Origin of the sequence: Phytobacter sp. V91 (assembly GCF_965644225.1) — a bacterium.
Classification (GTDB): Bacteria; Pseudomonadota; Gammaproteobacteria; order Enterobacterales; family Enterobacteriaceae; genus CBFFRJ01.
In genome coordinates, this window is record NZ_CBFFRJ010000055.1 from 1 (window position 1) to 23,004 (window position 23,004).

The following is a 23,004-nucleotide window of genomic DNA, read 5'->3' on the forward strand; positions in this document are numbered from 1 at the left end:
TGAAATACAAAACGCCCGATGATGTTCATCAGGCGTTTTACAGACAGAAAACTGTCAACCTATATCAGGACTAGTCACTTTTATCGTCAGCGCATTACAGAACCGCGACGATGGCCTCGCACAATGGCGCCATATTGTCCGGCGTCATGCCTGCCACATTCACACGGCCTGATGCCACGGCGTACACGCCAAACTCTTCACGCAGACGTAAAACCTGTTCTTTGGTCAGACCGCTAAAAGAGAACATGCCGTTTTGTCGGGTGATAAAGCTGAAATCGCGGTTGGCTCCTTTCTCCTGCAGCGTGTTGACGAACAGCAGACGCATACGCTGAATGCGCTGGCGCATATCGGTCAATTCCTGCTCCCAGATGGCACGCAGCGCTTCATTACCCAGAATGGTTGCCACCACTGATGCACCGTGTGCTGGCGGGTTGGAGTAGTTAGCACGGATGGTTGCTTTCATCTGACTGAACGCACGATCAACGATTTCGCTGTTCGCCGATACCAGCGTACAGGCGCCGACGCGTTCGTTATACAAACCAAAGTTTTTCGAGAAAGAGCTGGCAACGATCAGTTCGTCGTGCAGCGCGGCAAAGGCACGCAGGCCTTCAGCATCCTCTTCCAGGCCGCGAGCAAAGCCCTGATAAGCGAAATCGAACAGCGGCAACCAGCCTTTTTCAATGGAGAGCTTAGCCAGGGTTTCCCACTGCTCCAGCGTCGGATCGATCCCGGTTGGGTTATGGCAGCAGCCATGGAACAGCACGATATCACCTGCAACAGCCGCCTCAAGACTTGCCAGCATGCCGTCAAAGTCCAGCGCATGGTTTTCGGCATCATAATAGGCGTAATCACAGACTTCCAGACCGGCGGAATTAAACACGCCTTTATGGTTTGGCCAGCTCGGATTGCTTACCCAGATACGCTTTGCTGAGGTGTTTCTGGCGATAAAGTCAGCTGCAACACGCAGACCACCGGTACCGCCAGGGGTCTGGGCAGTACGCGCACGTTTGTCATTAATAATCGCGCTGCCTTTACCGAACAGTAACTCCTGGGTGCAACGACCAAATTCAGGAATACCGTCGATGCCGAGGTAGTTTTTGGTGGTTTCATTTTCCAGCAAATATTGTTCAGCTTTTTTTACGCTGGTCAGTACCGGGGTTTTGCCGGTTTCGTCTTTATAGACACCAATCCCAAGGTTGATTTTGGTCGGACGTTCATCGGCACGAAACAGATCGGCTAAACCCAGAATGGGGTCAGCAGGGGCAGCGGTAATATTCTCAAACATGGCGAGGTTCCATTTTGGTGACAGAAGGGAGATCCGCTATCAGGTTAACGGTTGAACCGGCGATTGCCAACCGTTTGCGATAAAAAGCGTGAGTCTTTTTGCAGGAGAAATTATTTAAGCGCAAGGAAATAAAAAAACAGGGCCGAAGCCCTGTTTTTCATGCATATAACAACGAGGTCTGTTGATTAGAACTGGTAAGTTACACCAACAGTAGCCTGGTCTGCAGTGCCAACCCAGGAGTAGTACTGGTCAGCTTTGTCATCCAGCAGGTTGATACGGTAGTCACCGTATACGTTGAAGTTTTTGTTGAAGTAGTAGTACGCACCAACGGTTACGTATTTAGCCAGGTCGTTAGATACGGAGTTGCCGTTGTTATCCAGACCCAGTGCTTTGCCTTTGGACTGAACGTAAGATACGGACGGACGCAGGCCGAAGTCGAACTGGTACTGAGCGATAACTTCGAAGTTCTGAGTTTTGTTAGCTACAGACGTAGAGTCGTCAGTTGCTGCCAGGATGCTGGTGTTACGGGTTTCAGCGTAAACAGTGGCCAGATAGATGTTGTTCGCATCATATTTTGCGCCAATTGCCCAGCTCTCAGCTTTGTCGCCTTTACCGTCGGCTTTCTGGTACCAGGTACGGTTTGCAGTGCTGTATGCACCAGTTACGCCGAAGCCTTCGCCGAATTCGTAACCAACGGAAGTACCGAAGCCGTCACCGTTACCACGTTCTACATCGTCTTTACGGTCGTTTTTGCCCTGATACTGCAGAGCAACGCTCAGGCCGTCAACCAGACCGAAGAAGTTGCTGTTACGGTAGGTCAGAACACCGGTAGCACGGCTGGTCATGTAGTTGTCGGTGTTAGCGCCACCCCAGGTTTCGCCGGAGAAGGACGGAGCCATATCGGTGTAGGATTCTACATCGTAAACCACGCCGTAGTTACGGCCGTAGTCCAGAGAACCAGCGTCAGTGATTTTGACACCAGCGAATGCCAGACGGGTAACGTTGTCCTGGTCGCCTTCAGCTTTGCCCGCTTTAGCACGGTATTCCCACTGACCGTAACCGGTAACATCGCTGTTTACCTGAGTTTCGCCTTTGAAGCCGATCTGGCCGTAAGAGGAGTCAGAGTTAGTGGTGCTGTCGCCAGAAGTGGTGAAGCCGTGCTCACCAACAACTTTACCGTACAGGTCCAGTTTGTTGCCGTTTTTGTTGTAAACTTCAGCAGCGTTAGCTGCACCAGCTACCAGCAGGGCAGGGATAACCACTGCCAGGATATTGCGCTTCATCATTATTTATTACCCTCATTGGTTTTTTTGAACACCTGCCACTGCCTTCAATAAATTCCGTCAATAATAATTTACGGAACTATTGATGAGAGTTTGGTGTCTTTCTGTGTCTGAGAGGCATCTTTCCATTCATATAATCGTTTCGCTAGCCTGAAAGTGCTACAAATGTCGTAAAGAAGTTACAAAAAGCAATTATGTGTAAGAATTTGTGAATTTTGAGGAACTTTGTGAACCAACTCAAAATTCGAAGCCGATTGCTGATAAAATCAGCCGCTCTAATCCTATTTATATGAATTGCTTATATTTAATTAATATAATGGCATTTCTTATCTAATAATCGTTCTCATCTGACTTTTTCTTATGGCTGGATTTAGCCGTCCGGATCGCTGTGTGAATTTTATCCAAATGTGCTATCAGTTGAGGAAAAACTAACCCGCAATTAGCATGGGGTTTATTTTTTGTGCGCAGATATTTCAGCAAAGAAATGTAATGGAAGGTAAAGAAAGGGCGGTAACAGTATGCCAACATCACGTAAAGATAATGTGACGAAGATAAAAGAAAGGCCAGCAAACGCTGGCCTTAATGGTTTTTAGAATGTTGCGCTACGTGGCGTGCGTGGGAACGGGATCACGTCACGGACGTTTTGCACGCCGGTGACGTAGGCGATCAGGCGTTCGAAACCGAGGCCAAAGCCAGAGTGCGGCACGGTGCCGTAACGACGCAGGTCGCGATACCACCAGTAGTCTTCTTTATTAAGACCCATTTCCGCCATACGAGCGTCCAGCACATCCAGGCGTTCTTCACGCTGGGAGCCGCCAATGATTTCACCGATGCCAGGGGCCAGTACATCCATGGCCGCCACGGTTTTACCATCGTCGTTAAGGCGCATATAGAAAGCTTTAATGTCTTTCGGGTAGTTTTTCACTACCACCGGCGCTTTGAAGTGTTGCTCTGCAAGGTAGCGTTCGTGTTCAGAGGAGAGATCGACGCCCCAGTAAACCGGGTTTTCGAAGGTCTGACCGCAGTTTTCCAGAATGGTCACCGCATCGGTGTAATCAACCTGGGCAAAATCTGCTGCGACGAAACGCTCAAGACGGGCGATGGCATCTTTGTCTACGCGTGCCGCAAAGAACTTCAGGTCATCCATACGTTCAGTGAGCACGGCATTGAATGCGTATTTCAGCATTGCTTCTGCCAGACGGGCGTTATCTTCCAGATCGGCAAAGGCCACTTCCGGCTCCAGCATCCAGAACTCCGCCAGGTGACGGCTGGTGTTAGAGTTTTCAGCACGGAAAGTCGGGCCAAAGGTGTAAATTTTGGACAGTGCGCAGGCATAAGTTTCACCGTTCAACTGGCCGGAAACGGTCAGGAAAGACTCTTTACCGAAGAAGTCTTTGTCGTAATCGACTTTGCCCTGATCGTTACGCGGCAGGTTTTCCAGATCCAGCGTTGAGACACGGAACATCTCACCCGCGCCTTCGGTGTCGGAAGCGGTAATCAGCGGCGTGGAGACCCAGAAGAAACCCTGCTCATCAAAGAAACGGTGCAGCGCCTGCGCCAGAGTATGGCGCACACGAGCAACCGCACCAATCATATTGGTGCGCGGGCGCAGGTGGGCAACTTCACGCAGGTATTCGATGCTGTGACGTTTTGCCGCCATCGGATAGGTATCCGGATCTTCAACCCAGCCGGTTACTTCGACCTGGGTGGCCTGAATTTCTAAGCTCTGACCTTCGCCCGGCGATTCAACAATTTTGCCTGTAACAACCACTGAGCAACCGGTGGTCAGACGCAAAACGTCTTCATTATAATTGGGCAGAGAATTATTAATAACGGCCTGTACAGGATCAAAGCAGGAACCGTCATAGACGGCGAGGAAGGAGATGCCAGCTTTTGAATCTCGGCGGGTACGCACCCATCCGCGCACGGTGACTTCTTGGTCAACGGCAACACGGCTGTGGATGACGTCGGCTACAGGCACAACGCTCATAATATTCTCTCTGTTAATTGTCTGGAAAAAATAATCATTTATCCGCCCGTGAAAGGGGGGATACCTATGTTACCTGGCGAGCGCCATCAGACAAGCAGAATTCGCAGCAGAAGAGGGAGATTTCAGAAATAAATCGAGGATGTCCCCTTTTTACTCTGCCGGATAAGCAGATACTTACCCGGCAGAGCTAATAAAGAAGGGGTTAACTGGCTTTTTTAATCTGCGGCAGGTCAAAAGCTTCCCGTAGCGCACGGACAAAAGCTTTATCGTGGCAGATAGTTTTACCCGGGCTGTCAGATAATTTGGCGACCGGTTTGCCATTACACTCGACCAGCTTGATAACGATATTCAGCGGCTTAACCTCGGGAATATCGCAGGTCAGTCGGGTACCAATGCCAAAACCAAGATCCACGCGGGCGGCAAAATGGCGGTACAAGTCGAGCGCTTTATTCAGATCCAGATTGTCAGAGAAGATAAGGGTCTTTGATAAGGGATCGATACCCAACTTCTCATAGTGGGCAATGGCTTTTTCGCCCCATTCAACAGGATCCCCGGAGTCGTGGCGCAGGCCCTGATAGCGGGTCGCGAACTCCGGACCAAAATCGCGCAGGAAAGCATCCATAGTGATGCAGTCGGTCAGGGCGATCCCCAGCTGTGCCGGGTACTCATCAAGCCATGCGGCCAGCGCCGCACGTTGGCTGGTGGCCAGTTCAGGGCTTATCTGCTGATGTGCCTGGAACCATTCATGGGCCTGGGTGCCCATTGGCGTCAGCGACAGGCGACGCGCCAGGTCGTAATTACTGGTCCCCACAAACCATGGCTCCTGTTTCAGGCGCGCCACAATGGCCTGTTGCACATCGCGGGAGAAACGGCGACGGGTACCAAAATCCATCAAACGGAAGCCCGACATATCCAGGCCTTCGGTACGGGTAGCAAAATCCGCCAGTTTTGTCTCAAGGTGCGCAAGAGCGTGCTGCACACTCGTATCCGGTGAACGGTAGCGATGCACCAGTTCACTGATCACGGCAAGCAGCGGGACTTCCCACATGATCACTTCGCGCCAGGGACCAGAAAGGCGAATATGCAGCTTACCGTTGTCATTGGTGACCACCACCTGACGAGGATCGTAGCGGAAGCTTCGCAGCCAGTTCAGGTAATCCGCCCGGAAAAAGGGCAGTCCTGACAGCCACTGGTACTCTTCGTCCTGTAAGCGCAGATCCTGCATGGCAGCCACTTCTTCCCGGATAGCCTCGGCGTAAATACCGAGCAGGTCATCGCCACGGCAGCGAAACTCCGCCGTTACATGCACATCGTAGTAGTGATGATACACCGCCTGCTGCATATGCAATTTGTAGGCATCAGTATCCAGCAGCGTATGCAGTACAGGGTGAGCAAATTGAGTCATGGTGCGCCGTAGCATCCTCTCACAGGAGCGTTTAGTACAATAAACAAAGCAGGTGAAAACCGCTGGAGTATACCTTGTTTATTGATTTATTGAACCCCGATCACACCATATAGCACAGAAGGGGTCGATGGCATTTCGTGCCACATGTTAGCAGAATGTAGCGTTATGGCCCTTTACGTCGGAAAAGTTGAACATTCTGCGTGGCGAGATGAAGGCAACAAGAATAGACTGGAGACGTAACCAACAGAAGATGCTAAAGGTTTTTTATGACACAACAGCCACAAGCCAAATACCGCCACGACTACCGTGCGCCGGATTACCTGATTAGCGATATTGACTTGACCTTTGACCTGGATGCCGCAAAAACCGTTGTCACTGCGCTAAGTTCTGTATCACGCAATAACGCCTCCGCCGTGCCACTGCGCCTGGATGGCGAAGACCTGACGCTCGTTTCTGTTCATGTTAATGACCAGCCGTGGACGCACTATAAAGAAGAAGATAACCAACTGGTCATCGACAATCTGCCAGAGCATTTTACGCTGCGGATTGTGAATGAAATCAGCCCGGCGGCCAACACCGCGCTGGAAGGCCTCTACAAATCGGGCGAGGCGCTCTGTACCCAGTGTGAAGCTGAAGGTTTCCGCCATATTACCTGGTATCTTGATCGCCCGGACGTGCTGGCGCGCTTTACAACGACAATCATTGCTGACAAAGCAGAGTATCCGTTCCTGCTTTCTAACGGCAACCGTGTTTCTCAGGGCGAACTGGATAATGGCCGCCACTGGATGAAATGGGAAGATCCTTTCCCGAAACCTTGCTATCTGTTTGCCCTGGTAGCCGGTGACTTCGATGTGCTGCGCGATACGTTCACCACCCATTCCGGGCGTGAAGTGGCGCTGGAACTGTACGTTGACCGTGGCAATCTCGATCGTGCGCCATGGGCCATGACCTCGCTGAAAAACTCAATGAAGTGGGATGAACAGCGTTTTGGTCTCGAATACGATCTCGACATTTATATGATTGTGGCCGTCGACTTCTTCAATATGGGCGCGATGGAGAACAAAGGTCTTAACGTCTTTAACTCCAAATATGTGCTGGCCCGAACCGATACCGCGACTGATAAAGATTACCTCGATATCGAACGCGTCATCGGACATGAATATTTCCATAACTGGACCGGTAACCGCGTGACCTGCCGGGACTGGTTCCAGCTCAGCCTGAAAGAGGGCCTGACGGTGTTCCGCGATCAGGAGTTCAGCTCCGACCTCGGCTCCCGCGCAGTTAATCGCATCAGCAATGTGCGTACCATGCGTGGGATGCAGTTTGCGGAAGACGCCAGCCCGATGGCCCATCCGATCCGCCCGGATAAAGTCATCGAGATGAACAACTTCTACACGCTGACGGTGTATGAAAAAGGTGCGGAAGTGATCCGCATGCTGCACACCCTGCTTGGTGAAGATAACTTCCTGCAAGGAATGCAACGCTATTTCGAACGTCACGACGGCAGCGCGGCAACCTGTGATGACTTTGTGCAGGCGATGGAAGATGCATCCAATATCGATCTCTCCCATTTCCGTCGCTGGTACAGCCAGGCCGGTACGCCGGTTGTGACCGTGCACGATGACTACAATCCGGCAACCGAGCAGTACAGGTTAACCATCAGCCAGCGCACGCCGGCAACCGCCGAGCAGCAGGAAAAACATCCACTGCATATCCCGTTCGACATTGAGCTTTACGACAATGAAGGGAAGGTTATCCCGCTGCAAAAAGACGGACACCCGGTACATCATGTGTTGAACGTGACCCAGGCGGAGCAGACTTTTGTTTTTGATAACGTTTACTTCCAGCCTGTGCCATCACTGCTGCGTGAATTCTCCGCACCGGTCAAACTGGAATATAAATGGAGCGATCAGCAGCTGACGTTCCTGATGCGTCATGCCAGCAACGATTTTTCCCGCTGGGATGCCGCGCAAAGTCTGCTGGCAACCCATATCAAACTCAACGTTGCTCGTCAGCAGCAGGGCCAGCCATTGTCATTGCCGCTGCACGTCGCCGATGCTTTCCGCGCTATTTTGCTGGATGAGCACATTGATCCGGCGCTGGCGGCGGAGATCCTCACTCTGCCATCGGCCAATGAAATTGCCGAACTGTTTGAGATTATCGATCCGCTGGCGATTGCTGCGGTACGTGAAGCCCTTACCCGCACCCTGGCGAGCGAACTGGCCGATGAAGTGCTGGCGGTTTACAACGCCAATAAACTTGCGACTTATCGCGTTGAACATGCAGATATTGGCAAGCGCTCTCTGCGTAATACCTGCCTGCGTTATATTGCATTTGGCGATGCGCAACTGGCCGATAAACTGGTCAGCCAGCAATACCATAGTGCCGATAATATGACCGATGCCCTTGCTGCGCTCTCCGCGGCGGTAGCTGCGCAATTGCCGTGCCGCGACACGCTGATGCAGGAGTATGATGACAAATGGCATCATGACGGTCTGGTTATGGACAAGTGGTTAATTCTCCAGGCGACGAGCCCGGCGCCGACTGCACTGGAAACGGTACGTGGCTTGTTGCAGCACCGTTCTTTCACCCTCAGCAATCCTAACCGCGTGCGTTCTTTGATCGGGGCTTTTGCCGGCAGCAATCCGGCGGCATTCCATGCTGAAGACGGCAGCGGCTATCAGTTCCTGGTGGAGATGCTTACCGAACTTAACAGCCGTAACCCGCAGGTTGCATCACGACTTATTGAGCCGCTGATCCGCCTGAAACGCTACGATGTGAAACGTCAGGCGCTGATGCGCGCAGCACTTGAGCAACTGAAAGCGCTGGACAATCTCTCAGGCGATCTGTTCGAAAAAGTCAGTAAAGCACTGGCGTAATAAAAAGGCCGGGCGGTGGATTTTTGCCTGCCCGGCACGTTTTCAGCCCGTTTCCCCCCTCTCTGTCAGCATCCATTTGCTGAAAAACCGTTCAAAAATCTGCCATCCTCGGTCTGAAAGTAAACGTTTGCGCTGAATTGGCCTTTTTTTGCCGCAGGTCAATTCCATTTCATCGGCTGATCGAAGATAATACGCCCCCGGTTTGCACACCGGGAATCCAGGAGAGTTCATGTACTATCCCTTCGTTCGTAAAGCCCTTTTCCAGCTCGATCCTGAGCGCGCTCATGAATTTACATTTCAACAGTTACGCCGTGTATCGGGAACGCCGCTTGAAGCGCTTGTCCGTCAGCGTTTGCCGGAAAAACCAGTACAATGCATGGGGTTGACCTTCAAAAACCCGCTCGGTCTGGCTGCTGGACTTGATAAAAACGGTGAATGCATCGATGCGCTGGCCGCGATGGGGTTTGGCGCCATCGAAATCGGTACTGTTACGCCGCGACCACAGCCAGGCAATGATAAGCCGCGGATCTTCCGTCTGGTGGAAGCGGAAGGGTTGATCAACCGCATGGGCTTTAATAATCTCGGCGTTGATAACCTTGTCGAGAACGTAAAAAAAGCCCATTTTGATGGTGTACTGGGCATTAATATTGGCAAAAATAAAGATACGCCTGTCGAGCAGGGCAAAGATGACTATCTGATTTGTATGGAAAAAATCTATGCTTATGCGGGTTACATAGCCATTAATATTTCCTCGCCGAACACCCCAGGCCTGCGCACATTACAATATGGCGAAGCACTGGATTCATTGTTAAGTGCGATTAAAAATAAACAATCTGAGCTTCAGCAGATCCATCATAAATATGTGCCAGTGGCGGTGAAGATCGCGCCGGATCTTTCTGAGGAAGAATTGATCCAGGTGGCTGACAGTTTAGTTCGCCATAATATAGATGGCGTAATTGCAACCAATACGACCCTCGAAAGATCTCTCGTGCAGGGAATGAAACATTGCAATGAAACGGGTGGTTTAAGTGGCCGTCCACTGCAATTAAAAAGTACAGAGATTATTCGTCGCCTCTCGCTGGAATTAAATGGTCGTTTGCCGATTATTGGCGTCGGTGGCATTGATTCCGTTATCGCCGCGCGTGAGAAGCTGGAAGCCGGGGCGTCATTGGTGCAGATTTATTCTGGCTTTATTTTTAAAGGCCCGCCATTGATTAAAGAAATCGTTACTCACATCTAATCTTTTTCCTCTCTTTATCTCGCCAGGGCTTTATTTCGAGCCCTGGTTGATTTATATTCCCTCATTGTTGCTAAATTGTACATTTTAGTCTTTTCTTAATTCTGGCAATAAGTAAAACAGTAAAAAGGATGTAAGGATCAAGGGATGATAATGGGGAGGGGAGAGTAGTATGCGAATTAAGCCTGATGATAAATGGCGTTGGTTTTTTGATGATGAGCACGATCGTATGATGCTCGATTTAGCCAATGGCATGATATTCCGCTCCCGTTTTGCCAGAAAAATGCTTACCCCGGATGCATTTTCACCTTGCGGTTTTTGTGTGGATGATGCTGCCCTCTATTTTTCCTTCGACGAAAAATGCCGGGATTTGATGCTGACCGCTGAGCAGCGTGCCGAACTGGTGCTTAACGCGCTGGTGGCGATTCGCTTCCTGAAACCGCAAATGCCAAAAAGCTGGCACTTTTTAAGCCACAATACCCCCTGGTCTCCGGCGCCTGGAATGGCAGCCAGCGTTTGTTTAAGCGATACCGGTGAGAGCGTGAGCCTGCTGGTGGTGGAGTCTGGTGAAAACGCGGCACTGTGCCTGCTGGCCCAGCCTGGCGTGGTGATTGCCGGACGAACCATGCAACTCGGTGATGCCATCAAGATAATGAATGATCGGCTGAAACCGCAGCTTAACGCCGACAGTTTCAGCCTGGAGCAGGCGGTTTAACTTTCCAGCCGCAGTGCGGTCTTAGGCACACAGCTACAGCACAGAATCGACCCATCGGTACTGATAGCCGATTTTTTTAACGGGCTGACTTCACCTTCAACCAGCGTGATGCGGCAGCAGCCACAAAGGCCGGCCCGGCAAGAGTAAGGTACGCGGATCCCCTGATTCTCAAGTTGGTCGAGCAGGATTTGCTGGTTATTCCCGCGAAACTTTTGCCCTTCCCAGATAATGTCGACTTCGCCTTCCGTTTGCTGTTCCGGCTCCAGAGACTCTGCTGTCTTACCCGAACCATAAGGTCTGGCTGGTGCCCGGGTCAGAACCACCACTTCGTCGCCCACGCGAACCACGCCGCTATTACGGGCAATCAAATTCTGGCCGAAATCGACGTCGCCGTTGTCCAGCGCGGTACGAAAACTGGCCAGCGTGTTGAGCGGTTCGCCGGAGGGATGTTTTTGCCCACGTTCAGGGCTGATGGTGGTGAAAACGCAGCGGCTGCAAGGTTTTACTACATCGAACATCACCTCGCCGATGCGGATAACTTTCCAGCCGTCTTCTTCCCAGGCCTCTGTTCCTGTCACGACCAGGTTCGGACGAAACTGCTCCATGCTGACGCTGGCAGGGCAGCGGTTTTGCAGGTCACGTAGCGAGGCTTCGCTGGTCAGCAAAAAAGGAAAACCATCGGCGAATGAAAGTGGGACATCATCAAAGCGTTTAACCCGCCGCGTCGGCTGCTGCCCGACCCAGCGTAGCTGGACTTCACGGGCAAAAAATCCACTCAGCCAGAGATTGATCGCCTCCGGAGCTATCTGCGCGCTAAAGTGGTTTCCCCACACCTCGGTCGGTTCACCCTGCGGGGTGAAATCAGCGAAGCGAACGACGGCGCTGCTACCATCAGGCGCCGTCAGATGCAGACCATCCGGCAGGGGAGAAGGAATAAAGCGCACCATCTGTGGATACTGGCGTGCGGTAATAAATGTGCCATCCTTTTGCGTAACCATAAACACCCGGTCAAACGACAGGCCGCTGCTGTCGGCAAGTGCGTGTGTCAGGCCAATACCGCGCATGGATTTCACTGGATGGATATAAAGACGCGAGAGCGTTGCCACGCCATTTCCTTTATCGACGAAAATAAGCCCTCAACTTTATGACATGAACGCCAGATTGGCTATAATGCGCAACAATTTTCTTCAAAGTTAAGTGACCTTATGATTTCTCTGTTTGCCAGTACGGCCCGTGGGCTGGAAGAGCTGTTAAAAACTGAACTGGAAAACCTCGGCGCTGCAGAGTGCCAGGTGGTTCAGGGAGGCGTCCATTTCCATGGTGACACCCGGCTTGTCTATGCAAGTCTGATGTGGAGCCGCCTGGCCTCGCGCATAATGATGCCGCTCGGAGAGTGCAAGGTTTACAGTGACCTCGATCTCTATCTTGGCGTGCAGGCGATCAACTGGACGGAGATATTCAATACCGATTCCACCTTTGCCGTCCATTTTAGTGGCCTGAACGACGAGATCCGTAATAGCCAGTACGGCGCGTTGAAGGTAAAAGACGCCATTGTGGACAGCTTTACCCGTAAGAATTTACCGCGTCCAAACGTTGATCGTGAGCTGCCAGACCTGCGTATTAACGTCTGGCTGAATAAAGAAACTGCTCATATCTCGCTGGATTTGAGCGGTGAAGGGCTGCACCTGCGTGGCTACCGTGACCGCACTGGTATCGCGCCGATTAAAGAAAACCTTGCCGCGGCCATTGTTATGCGCTCTGGCTGGCAGCCGGGTACGCCGTTGCTCGACCCGATGTGCGGCTCTGGCACCTTGCTGATTGAAGCCGCAATGTGGGCGACAGACAGAGCGCCGGGTCTGCACCGTGGACACTGGGGTTTTGGCGGCTGGGCGCAGCATGACGAAACTATCTGGCAGGAAGTCAAAGCTGATGCGCAAGCCCGTGCCCGCAAAGGCCTGGCTGAATATCAGTCCCGTTTTTATGGCTCTGATAATGACCCGCGTATGCTTGAGCTCGCCCGGCGTAACGCCCGCCGGGCAGGCATTGGGGAACTGGTCACCTTTGAGGTGCAGGACGCCGCGAAGCTGGCCAATCCTCTGCCAAAAGGGCCATACGGTACAGTTATCAGTAACCCGCCGTACGGTGAACGTCTGGAAAGCGAACCCGCGCTGATTGCGTTGCACAGCCTGCTGGGGCGGACGCTGAAATCACAGTTTGGCGGCTGGAACCTGTCCTTGTTTAGTGCCTCGGTGGACTTGCTTAACTGCCTGCAATTGCGTGCCGACAGACAGTTTAAAGCCAAAAATGGCCCACTGGACTGCGTGCAGAAAAACTACCATCTGGCGGAAAACACGGGCGAAGTGAAAGCCCCGTCAATGGCGGATGATTACGCCAACCGTCTGCGTAAGAACGTCAAGAAACTCGAGAAGTGGGCCCGTCAGGAAGGTATTGAATGCTATCGCCTGTATGACGCCGATCTGCCTGATTACAACGTTGCGGTCGATCGTTACAGCGACTGGGTGGTGGTACAGGAGTACGCCGCACCGAAAACCGTTGATGCCAATAAAGCGCGCCAGCGTCTGTTCGATATCATTGCTGCGACCATTGCGGTATTGGGCATTGCGCCGAACAAGCTGGTGCTGAAAACCCGCGAGCGGCAAAAAGGCACCAATCAGTACCAGAAGATGAATGAGAAAGGGGAGTTCATCGAGGTCGGCGAGTATAATGCGCGTCTGTGGGTTAACCTGACCGATTATCTTGATACCGGATTATTCCTCGATCACCGCATTGCGCGCCGTATGCTGGGGCAAATGAGCAAAGGAAAGGACTTCCTTAACCTGTTTGCCTATACCGGCAGCGCCAGCGTTCATGCGGGTCTGGGTGGGGCGAAAAGCACGACTACGGTCGATATGTCCCGTACCTATCTGGAATGGGCTGAACGTAACCTGCGGTTAAACGGGCTGAGCGGGCGGGCACATCGTCTGTTGCAGGCTGATGTGCTGGGCTGGTTACGTGAAACTAACGAACAATTTGACCTGATCTTTATCGATCCCCCGACCTTTTCGAACTCCAAGCGTATGGAAGAGTCGTTTGATGTTCAGCGCGATCACCTGGCATTAATGAAAGATCTCAAACGTATGCTGCGTAAAGGCGGCACCATTATGTTTTCCAACAACAAACGCGGTTTCCGCATGGATCTCGACGGACTGGCAGAGCTTGGGCTGAAAGCACAAGAAATCACCCAAAAAACGCAATCGCAAGATTTTGCCCGTAACCGCCAAATCCATAACTGCTGGCTGATCGCTTCAGCCTGAAAGGATAAATAAATGTCATTAATCAGTATGCATGGCGCATGGCTGTCGTTCAGCGACGCGCCCCTTCTCGACAATGCTGAACTGCATATCGAGGAAAACGAACGTGTCTGTCTCGTTGGACGTAACGGTGCGGGTAAATCGACCTTAATGAAGATCCTCAACCGTGAGCAGGGTCTTGATGACGGTCGCATTGTGTATGAGCAGGATCTGGTAGTAGCGCGTCTGCAGCAGGATCCACCGCGTAACGTCAGCGGCAGCGTCTATGATTTTGTGGCCGAAGGGATTGAAGAGCAGGCGGAGTACCTCAAGCGCTATCATGATATTTCTCATCTGGTGATGACGGATCCGAGCGATAAAAACCTTAGCGAGATGGCTCGCTTACAGGATTTGCTGGATCATCATGGCCTGTGGCAGCTTGAAAGCCGTATCAACGAAGTGCTGGCTCAGCTCGGTCTGGAAGCCGATATGCCACTGGCCTCCCTCTCGGGCGGTTGGTTGCGTAAAGCGGCGCTGGGGCGTGCGCTGGTTAGTGGTCCGCGCATATTGTTGCTCGATGAGCCCACCAACCACCTGGATATTGAAACCATCGACTGGCTGGAAGGTTTCCTGAAAACCTTTAGCGGTACCATCATTTTTATCTCCCATGACCGCTCCTTTATTCGCAATATGGCGACACGTATTGTCGATCTGGATCGCGGTAAGCTGGTGACCTATCCGGGGGATTACGACACCTACCTGCTGGAGAAAGAAGAAAACCTGCGCGTTGAAGAGCTGCAAAATGCCGAATTTGATCGCAAGCTGGCGCAGGAAGAAGTCTGGATCCGTCAGGGGATTAAAGCGCGTCGTACCCGCAATGAAGGCCGTGTGCGTGCGCTGAAAGCCATGCGTAACGAACGTAGCCAGCGCCGTGAGGTGATGGGCAGCGCGAAAATGCAGGTGGAAGAAGCGGCCCGATCCGGCAAAATCGTCTTTGAGATGGAAAACGTTCATTACCAGGTGGACGGCAAAGTGCTGGTCAAAGACTTCTCTGCCCAGGTTCAGCGTGGCGATAAGATTGCGCTGATCGGCCCTAACGGCTGTGGTAAAACCACGCTGTTAAAACTGATGCTGAGCCAGTTGCAGGCGGACAGTGGTCGCGTGCATTGCGGGACAAAGCTGGAGGTGGCCTATTTTGATCAGCACCGTGCCGAGCTTGATCCTGACAGAACCGTGATGGACAACCTGGCTGAAGGTAAGCAGGAAGTGATGGTTAACGGCAAGCCCCGTCATGTTCTGGGCTATTTACAGGACTTCCTGTTCCATCCAAAACGTGCCATGACGCCTGTCCGGGCATTGTCAGGCGGAGAGCGTAACCGTCTTCTGCTGGCGCGTTTGTTCCTGAAACCCAGTAACTTACTGATCCTCGATGAACCCACCAACGATCTGGATGTTGAAACGCTGGAGCTGCTGGAAGAGCTGATCGATGCCTATCAGGGCACCGTGATGCTGGTGAGCCACGATCGTCAGTTCGTTGATAATACGGTCACTGAATGCTGGATCTTCGAAGGTAATGGCCGCATCGGCCAGTACGTCGGGGGGTATCACGATGCGCGCGGACAGCAATCATCGTCGCAGGCTTTTAAAACACAGGCGGTGAAAAAAGAGTCTGAAGCGCCTGCTGCAAAAGCAGAAACTGTCAAACGCGGCGTGAACAAACTAAGCTATAACCTGCAACGTGAACTGGAACAGCTACCGCAGAAACTTGAAACCCTTGAAGCAGAGCTTGGAGCATTGCAGGCACAAGTGGCGGACAGCAGCTTTTTCAGTCAGCCTCACGATCACACGCAGAAAGTCCTGGCCGAACTGGCTTCGGCGGAGCAGGCGCTGGAAGAAGCGTTTGAACGCTGGGAGTATCTGGAGGCACAGAAAAACGGCGCATAATTCAGGGAGTCAGTATGTGTGAACATCATCATGCCGCGCGTCATATTCTTTGTACGCAATGTGATTTGCTGGTGGCATTGCCAGCGTTGCAACATGGACACAAAGCTGCGTGTCCACGTTGCGGCACCACATTGACCACCCGCTGGGATGAACCAAGGCGGCGTCCTACTGCCTGGGCGCTGGTGGCGTTGTTCATGCTATTTCTGGCCAATCTTTTCCCGTTTGTGAACATGAAAGTCGCAGGAGTCACCAGTGAGGTGACTCTGCTGCAAATTCCTGGCGTGCTTTTCTCTGAGGATTACGCCAGCCTCGGCACCTTCTTTTTACTCTTCGTGCAGTGTGTACCTGCATTTTGCCTGTTGACTGTCCTGTTGCTGGTAAACCGCGTACCTCTGTCGCTGCGCACAAAAATCTTTCTGGCGCGCATTCTCTTCCAGCTAAAAACCTGGGGGATGGCAGAGATTTTCCTCGCCGGGGTGCTGGTTAGCTTTGTGAAACTCATGGCTTATGGCGACGTGGGCGTCGGCAGCAGTTTTATTCCCTGGTGTCTGTTCTGCATCCTGCAATTACGCACGATGCAGTGCGTTGATCGCCACTGGCTGTGGGATGACATTGCCCCGGTGCCGAAGATCAACAAAGCGCCACGTATAGGCGTGCCCGGTATTCATCAGGGATTACGCAGTTGCCCATGCTGTACGGCCATTGTTGATGCGGATAACCCCGTTTGTCCGCGCTGCCACACGACAGGGCATATCCGGCGTAAGCATAGTCTGCAATGGACGATGGCGCTGCTTATTACCTCCATCATGCTTTACCTGCCCGCCAATATTTTGCCGATCATGATAACTGACCTGCTGGGCGATCCTATACCGTCAACCATTCTGGCGGGTGTTGTTTTGCTCTGGAGTGAAGGTTCTTATCCGGTGGCTCTGGTGATTTTCATTGCCAGTATTATGGTGCCGACACTCAAGATGATTGCGATTGCCTGGCTGTGCTGGGATGCGAAAGGGCACGGTCGTCGTGACAGTGAACGTATGCACTTTATTTATGAGATAGTCGAGTTCGTCGGGCGCTGGTCGATGATTGACGTCTTTGTGATTGCGGTGCTGTCAGCGCTGGTCAGGATGGGTGGGTTAATGAACATTTACCCGGCAATGGGGGCGCTGATGTTTTCCCTTGTCGTGATAGTCACAATGTTTGCGGCCATGACGTTCGACCCACGTCTTAGCTGGGACAGAGATCCTGAATCAAGCCATGAGGAGCGGTAAGACATGGAGAATAACAGTGGGGAGGCGAAAGTGCAGAAAGTGAAAAACTGGTCGCCAGTATGGATTTTCCCGATCGTGACGGCCCTTATTGGCGCATGGATCCTCTTTTATCATTACAGCCATCAGGGGCCGGAAGTTACGCTTATCACCACCAATGCCGAAGGGATTATTGGCGGGAAAACAACGATCAAGAGTCGTAGTGTGGACGTCGGCGTCGTTGAAAGCACGACACTTACGGACGATTTAACTCATGTGGAGATCAAAGCGCGCCTCAACACCGGGATGGAAAAACTCCTGCATAATGATTCGGTTTTCTGGGTGGTGAAACCGCAGGTGGGGCGTGAGGGCATCAGTGGGCTTGGAACGTTACTGTCGGGCGCTTACATTGAGCTCCAGCCGGGCAAAAAAGGCAGTCAGCCGGAACAGTACACCCTTCTGGACTCGCCACCGCTTGCTCCGCCGGATGCTAAAGGGATCCGTGTGATTCTCGACAGCAAAAAAGCAGGTCAGCTCTCGCCGGGCGATCCGGTGCTGTTCCGCGGTTATCGCGTTGGATCGGTTGAGACCAGTACCTTCGATCCGCAAAAACGCACTATTTCCTATCAGTTGTTTATTAACGCTCCCAACGACAGGCTGGTGACCAGTAACGTTCGCTTCTGGAAGGACAGTGGGATCGCGGTTGATCTTACCTCTGCCGGAATGCGCGTGGAAATGGGCTCAATCAGTACGTTGTTCGGCGGTGGCGTCAGTTTTGATATCCCTGAAGGGTCGGAACTGGGCGAACCGGTGGCAGAGAAAACGGCGTTTACCCTGTTTGACGACCAGCGCAGCATTCAGGAGTCTCTCTATACCGAACATATCGATTATCTGATGTTCTTCAAGGACTCCATTCGCGGCCTGCAGCCGGGCGCTCCGGTTGAGTTTCGTGGTATCCGACTGGGGACGGTCGAGAAAGTCCCGTACTTTACTCCGGATATGCGCCAGAAGCTGAACGATGATTACCGGATACCGATTCTGGTTCGTATTGAACCTGAACGTATTTCCAGCCAGTTTGGTGGCGATGCCGATGTTGCCGCACATCTAAATGAGCTGATGAAACGTGGCCTGCGCGCGGCGCTGAAGACCGGCAATATCGTGACCGGCGCGTTGTATGTCGATCTCGACTTCTATCCGAAAGCGCCAGCGGTGAATGAGTTGCCTGAATTTGGCGGTCACCGGATTATTCCAACGGTCAGCGGCGGTCTTGCGCAAATTCAGCAACGCCTGATGGATACCCTGGATAAGATCAACAATCTGCCGCTTAACCCGATGATCGAGCAGGCGACTAATACGTTGAGCGAAAGCCAGCAGACCATGCGCCGTTTGCAGACGACGCTGGATAATCTCAACAAAATAACGGCCAGCCAGTCGATGCAGCAATTGCCTGCGGATATGCAAGGTACGCTGCGCGAACTGAACCGCAGTATGCAGGGCTTCCAGCCAGGTTCCGCGGCGTATAACAAGATGGTGGCTGATATGCAGCGTCTGGACCAGGTATTGCGTGAGCTGCAGCCGGTACTTAAAACGCTAAACGAGAAGAGCAACGCCCTGGTCTTTGAATCGAAGGGCAAAGAGGATCCGCAGCCGAAGAGGGCGAAAGAATGAAGAAAGGAGCAGTAGCACTTCTGGCGGTCTTACTGACCGCCTGCAGCGCGGGTGGCGACAACAAGAGTTATTACCAGTTGCCTTCGCCTCAGCAGTCTACAGCAAGGCCTGCAGAGATGCGTGAACAGCGCCTGCTGTGGGTTGAACAGGTTAACGTGCCTGATTATCTTGCCGGCAATGGCGTGGTTTATCAGACCTCAGAAGTAAAGTACGTTATTGCGGCAAACAATTTATGGGCGAGTCCTCTGGATCAGCAGTTAAGAACGACGCTGGTGACCAATCTGAGCAACCAACTGCCGGGCTGGGTAGTGGCTTCGCAGCCGCTTGGCAGCGTTCAGGATACTTTAAATGTCACGATAACGGGCTTCCATGGACGGTATGACGGGCGGGTTATCGTCAGCGGCGAATGGTTACTGAATCATCGCGGGCAATTATCCAGACGGCCATTCCATATCGAAATGAAACAGCAGCAGGATGGCTATGATGAGATGGTCAAGGTGCTGGCCCTGGCCTGGCAGCAGGAAGCGGCCAGTATCGCGGATGAAATTAAGCGCCTGCAATAAATTACATTGATGATTTACACTGACCGCCAGCCTGCAAAGGGTGGCGGTTTTTTTGTTTTTCACTCAGCCGGTTACTTGTACTGGCATACATTTTTTGTACAAATAATCTTTTTTACAGGTCACATTTATGACAATGGCGTGAATTTTGCGCATTGACGACGCTCTCTATCCAGGGTATTCGTAGCCTGTGGTTGCACAATTAGTGACCATTGTTTTCTTTTCCACCAGATCAAAAAATGAGGGAAACGAGGCATGAAGAGACAAAAACGTGATCGCCTGGAACGGGCACATCAACGTGGATATCAGGCCGGTATTACTGGACGGCCAAAAGAAATGTGTCCTTATCAGACGCTGAATCAGAGGTCCTATTGGCTGGGAGGCTGGCGAGAAGCCATGGAAGACAGGGCTGTAATTGCCTGATTCTGTCTCTTTAGAAAAAGAAACCTCCGCACAGCGGAGGTTTCGCGCTTAGTAGCCCTGGGATTAGAAAGAAGAGGTATCCTGGAACAGGCCCACTTTCAAATCTGTTGCCGTATAAATAACACGGCCATCTACCAGTACTTCACCATCAGCCAGACCCATCACCAGACGACGGTTAATGACACGTTTGAAGTGAATACGGTAAGTGACTTTCTTCGCGGTCGGCAGAACCTGGCCGGTGAATTTCACTTCACCTACGCCCAGTGCGCGGCCTTTACCTTCGGCACCCAGCCAGCCCAGATAGAAGCCAACCAGCTGCCACATAGCGTCGAGACCCAGGCAGCCAGGCATCACCGGATCGCCAATAAAATGACAGCCGAAGAACCACAGCTCCGGATTAATATCCAGTTCGGCCTCTACATAGCCTTTGTCCAAATTGCCACCGGTTTCGGTCATTTTGACCACACGGTCCATCATCAGCATGCTCGGAGCGGGCAACTGCGGGCCTTTCGCTCCGAAAAGCTCTCCGCGACCAGAGGCAAGAAGGTCTTCTTTTGTATAGGATTCGCGTTTATCTACCATGTTCTCAGTAAGCCTTATTGTGAGTTTCGGACGCAGGATAGCTAACACGTGTACGCTGAACAAGTCCGATCAGTTTGGACTGAACCAGCTAAGCCAGCGCAGCGGCCACGGATAACGATGACGCGGATCCTGTTGCGTCGCTTGTGCAATACGTTCGAGGATTGTCTGCTTTAGCGTAGTCTGTCCTTCCTCATCCCACATTAATTGCATAAGCAGAGGCAGAGCATCCATCACATCTTCAATCGCCCAGACCGAGAACTGACCAGCTTCAACTGCTTGCAACAACTCTGCATTCAGGCACAGATGACGCACGTTGGCGGCCGGAATGATGACGCCCTGTTTACCGTCCAGCCCGCGACTCTGGCAAATGGCAAAGAAGCCTTCAATTTTTTCATTCAGCCCACCTACGGGCTGAGAACGACCGAATTGATCGACAGAACCCGTAATGGCGATACTTTGGCTCACCGGAACTTCAGCAAGAGCGCTGATCAACGCGCACAGCTCTGCCATAGAAGCGCTGTCGCCATCGACTTCACTGTAGGACTGCTCAAAGGTTAACGAAGCGGAGAAGGGGATCTGTTGCTCAAGTTCAAGCTCAGACATTAAAAATGCCTGCATGATCATCATGCCTTTCGCATGAATATTGCCGCCCAGTTCAGCTTTACGCTCAATATCATTGAATTCGCCGTCACCGATATGCACCACACAGCTGATACGCGAAGGTTCGCCAAATGCGCGAGGGTGGCCCGGGAATTCGATAACCGAAAGGGCGTTAATCTGGCCTACACACTCGCCTTCCGTTTCAATCAGGATCTGTTCGAGCAGGATTTCGTCCTGCATGCGTTCCGCAAGGAAGCCTTCACGCCACTCTCGTTGCGTGAGCATAGTGGTGAAGTCACCGGCGTTAAAAGTGGCGTCATCGGTGATAGCCGCCACCTCATGCAACTGGCGTGTGAGCCACAGGACGCTAAGCGGCAGTGTCTCCTGATCGCCCGTATAACGAACGGCCTCACGGATCAGAACCGGCCAGGCATCAACAGCGGGTGAGGGGAGTCCGGCACTTTGGGCAATCAGTAATACCCACTGACACCAGAGCGCCATGCTTTGCGCATCGGCAATCTGCAAACTCTCTTCATATTCACTGTAGATGGATTGCGCTGCCAGCTCCGGCTCCATTTCCTGAAAATCAGCAAGTGAATCGCGCTCACCAACCAGAATGACTTTAAGATCCAGTGGCATAGATGGCACCGAAACCGGCAGTGGGCGCGATTCGTCAAACGAGATCCAGTCAAAACGGCGGCGGGTAACCATCGCTTTTAAACGCATCCACAGCAGTGGTTGCGCCAGAAGAGTGCGCAGGGAGATAACGAGTACGCCGCCATTGGCTTCGTGCACCAGACCTGGTTGCAGCGTCACTTCGTGGTTAAACTGGCGTAAGCAGCCGAATAACTGTTCTGCTTCAACCCAGTCTGCAATGACCACCTGGCCTTTACCCGCAAAACTTGCTTGCGTATCCACCGCAGGTGTAAAGGCAATAGTTGCCCCGTTAACCTGATAGTCACCGCCAAAAAATTGCGTCTGTTCGGGCAGTAAATCTTGCGCAGCCTCAGCCAGGAGGCTGAGATATTCAGCCTCTTCTGAAGCTTTCGCCAGCATAAAGCGCGAGGCAGACGACGGATGAAGCAGTTGCTCCAGCGCGTACTGTAATCGGGGTTGGGTATCGCCAAGGAAAAAAGCGGTCTCGTCGGTTAATACGGACTGCGCGAAGATCTCCTGATGGCTGGTGGTATCAGGGATCAGTTCATTCCATTCAAGTTTTGTAATGGTCAAAGTCGTTTTTTTAGTCTGATGTAAAGGGCGGGATTATACCGTAAACGGCTGTACAGCACACACCGATTACGTGTTTTCCCTTTGCTGAATTGCGGCTGAGACAGGCAGAATGTGATTTCTTTTCAGCAGAGAAGAAAAAAACTGATATTCTGAACAGAGTTACACGGTAACGTTGAGAGCACAATGAAATATCAACAACTCGAAAACCTTGAAAGCGGCTGGAAGTGGAAGTATCTGGTGAAAAAGCACCGTGAGGGTGAGCTTATCACGCGATATATAGAAACCAGTGCAGCTGAAGAAGCTGTCGATTTATTGTTGACCCTCGAAAATGAGCCCGTACAGGTGAATGCATGGATTGAGAAGCATATTAATGAGTCTCTGATCAATCGCATGAAACAAACGATACGAGCGCGGCGTAAACGCCATTTCAATGCTGAACATCAGCACACGCGTAAAAAATCCATCGATCTTGAATTTGTTGTCTGGCAACGTCTGGCTGGCCTTGCGCAGCGTCGGGGCAAAACCCTTTCTGAGACGGTTGTGCAATTAATTGAAGATGCAGAACACAAAGAAAAATACGCGACGACGATGACATCGCTCAAGCTGGATTTGCAGGCACTCTTGGGTAAAGAGTAGCGCCTCTGAATTTATGGCAATAAAAAACCCCGC

Annotated in this window: 17 protein-coding genes; 10 read left to right on the top strand and 7 right to left on the bottom strand. The window is 52.1% G+C overall.

Features of this window, described 5'->3' with window-relative positions; translation table 11 throughout:
- Positions 1-94: 94 nt before the first annotated feature.
- The 4 genes from ACSZO4_RS12970 to pncB form a co-directional block, all read right to left on the bottom strand.
- Complete coding sequence (locus ACSZO4_RS12970) at positions 95-1,285, bottom strand: amino acid aminotransferase (RefSeq protein WP_437889389.1); 1,191 nt, start codon at positions 1,283-1,285, stop codon at positions 95-97.
- A gap of 185 nt (positions 1,286-1,470) precedes the next feature.
- Positions 1,471-2,571 carry a porin gene (locus tag ACSZO4_RS12975; protein ID WP_437889390.1) on the bottom strand — a complete coding sequence of 367 codons (1,101 nt, stop codon included), beginning with the start codon at positions 2,569-2,571 and terminating at the stop codon, positions 1,471-1,473.
- Between the two features lie 586 nt (positions 2,572-3,157).
- The gene (asnS, locus tag ACSZO4_RS12980; protein ID WP_437889391.1) at positions 3,158-4,558 is read right to left on the bottom strand and encodes an asparagine--tRNA ligase; all 1,401 of its coding nucleotides are present in this window, start codon (positions 4,556-4,558) and stop codon (positions 3,158-3,160) included.
- A gap of 202 nt (positions 4,559-4,760) precedes the next feature.
- A complete protein-coding gene (pncB, locus tag ACSZO4_RS12985) occupies positions 4,761-5,963 on the bottom strand; it encodes a nicotinate phosphoribosyltransferase (protein WP_437889392.1) in 1,203 nt (400 codons plus the stop codon).
- 266 nt (positions 5,964-6,229) lie between these two features.
- Between pncB and pepN the strand changes: the two genes are divergently transcribed.
- The 3 genes from pepN to zapC all read left to right on the top strand — a co-directional run bounded on the left by pepN (position 6,230) and on the right by zapC (position 10,794).
- A complete protein-coding gene (gene pepN / locus ACSZO4_RS12990; RefSeq protein WP_437889393.1) occupies positions 6,230-8,842 on the top strand; it encodes an aminopeptidase N in 2,613 nt (870 codons plus the stop codon).
- Between the two features lie 229 nt (positions 8,843-9,071).
- Positions 9,072-10,082: a quinone-dependent dihydroorotate dehydrogenase gene (pyrD, locus tag ACSZO4_RS12995; RefSeq protein WP_437889411.1), complete on the top strand. Its 1,011-nt coding sequence runs from the start codon at positions 9,072-9,074 to the stop codon at positions 10,080-10,082.
- 169 nt (positions 10,083-10,251) lie between these two features.
- Positions 10,252-10,794, top strand: a complete 543-nt coding sequence (gene zapC / locus ACSZO4_RS13000; protein WP_437889394.1) for a cell division protein ZapC — start codon at positions 10,252-10,254, stop codon at positions 10,792-10,794.
- On the opposite strand, the gene ACSZO4_RS13005 is transcribed toward zapC, so the two are convergent.
- Complete coding sequence (locus ACSZO4_RS13005; protein ID WP_437889395.1) at positions 10,791-11,900, bottom strand: YcbX family protein; 1,110 nt, start codon at positions 11,898-11,900, stop codon at positions 10,791-10,793. The two genes, zapC and ACSZO4_RS13005, sit on opposite strands and share 4 nt — an antisense overlap.
- Before the next feature lie 99 nt (positions 11,901-11,999).
- On the opposite strand from ACSZO4_RS13005, the gene rlmKL reads away from it, so the two are divergent.
- The 6 genes from rlmKL (at position 12,000) to rmf (ending at position 19,923) form a co-directional block, all read left to right on the top strand.
- Entirely contained in the window at positions 12,000-14,108 is a 2,109-nt protein-coding gene (rlmKL, locus tag ACSZO4_RS13010; RefSeq protein ID WP_437889396.1) for a bifunctional 23S rRNA (guanine(2069)-N(7))-methyltransferase RlmK/23S rRNA (guanine(2445)-N(2))-methyltransferase RlmL, read from the top strand.
- 12 nt (positions 14,109-14,120) lie between these two features.
- Positions 14,121-16,028, top strand: a complete 1,908-nt coding sequence (locus tag ACSZO4_RS13015; RefSeq protein WP_437889397.1) for an ABC transporter ATP-binding protein — start codon at positions 14,121-14,123, stop codon at positions 16,026-16,028.
- A gap of 14 nt (positions 16,029-16,042) precedes the next feature.
- Positions 16,043-17,296, top strand: a complete 1,254-nt coding sequence (pqiA, locus tag ACSZO4_RS13020; RefSeq protein WP_437889398.1) for a membrane integrity-associated transporter subunit PqiA — start codon at positions 16,043-16,045, stop codon at positions 17,294-17,296.
- 3 nt (positions 17,297-17,299) lie between these two features.
- Positions 17,300-18,940, top strand: coding sequence for an intermembrane transport protein PqiB (gene pqiB, locus ACSZO4_RS13025; protein ID WP_437889399.1), 1,641 nt, complete (start codon positions 17,300-17,302; stop codon positions 18,938-18,940).
- Positions 18,937-19,503: a membrane integrity-associated transporter subunit PqiC gene (gene pqiC / locus ACSZO4_RS13030; RefSeq protein WP_437889400.1), complete on the top strand. Its 567-nt coding sequence runs from the start codon at positions 18,937-18,939 to the stop codon at positions 19,501-19,503. Before pqiB ends, pqiC begins: the two co-directional genes overlap by 4 nt.
- A gap of 252 nt (positions 19,504-19,755) precedes the next feature.
- Positions 19,756-19,923 (top strand): ribosome modulation factor, encoded by a 168-nt coding sequence (rmf, locus tag ACSZO4_RS13035; protein ID WP_437431330.1) that lies wholly within the window; start codon positions 19,756-19,758, stop codon positions 19,921-19,923.
- 63 nt (positions 19,924-19,986) lie between these two features.
- On the opposite strand, the gene fabA is transcribed toward rmf, so the two are convergent.
- Together fabA and ACSZO4_RS13045 are read right to left on the bottom strand one after the other, a co-directional pair.
- On the bottom strand, positions 19,987-20,505 hold the full coding sequence (gene fabA / locus ACSZO4_RS13040; protein ID WP_437889401.1) for a bifunctional 3-hydroxydecanoyl-ACP dehydratase/trans-2-decenoyl-ACP isomerase: 519 nt from the start codon (positions 20,503-20,505) through the stop codon (positions 19,987-19,989).
- A gap of 69 nt (positions 20,506-20,574) precedes the next feature.
- On the bottom strand, positions 20,575-22,335 hold the full coding sequence (locus ACSZO4_RS13045) for an AAA family ATPase (protein ID WP_437889402.1): 1,761 nt from the start codon (positions 22,333-22,335) through the stop codon (positions 20,575-20,577).
- A gap of 183 nt (positions 22,336-22,518) precedes the next feature.
- Between ACSZO4_RS13045 and matP the strand changes: the two genes are divergently transcribed.
- Entirely contained in the window at positions 22,519-22,971 is a 453-nt protein-coding gene (gene matP / locus ACSZO4_RS13050; RefSeq protein ID WP_437889403.1) for a macrodomain Ter protein MatP, read from the top strand.
- Positions 22,972-23,004: the final 33 nt, after the last annotated feature.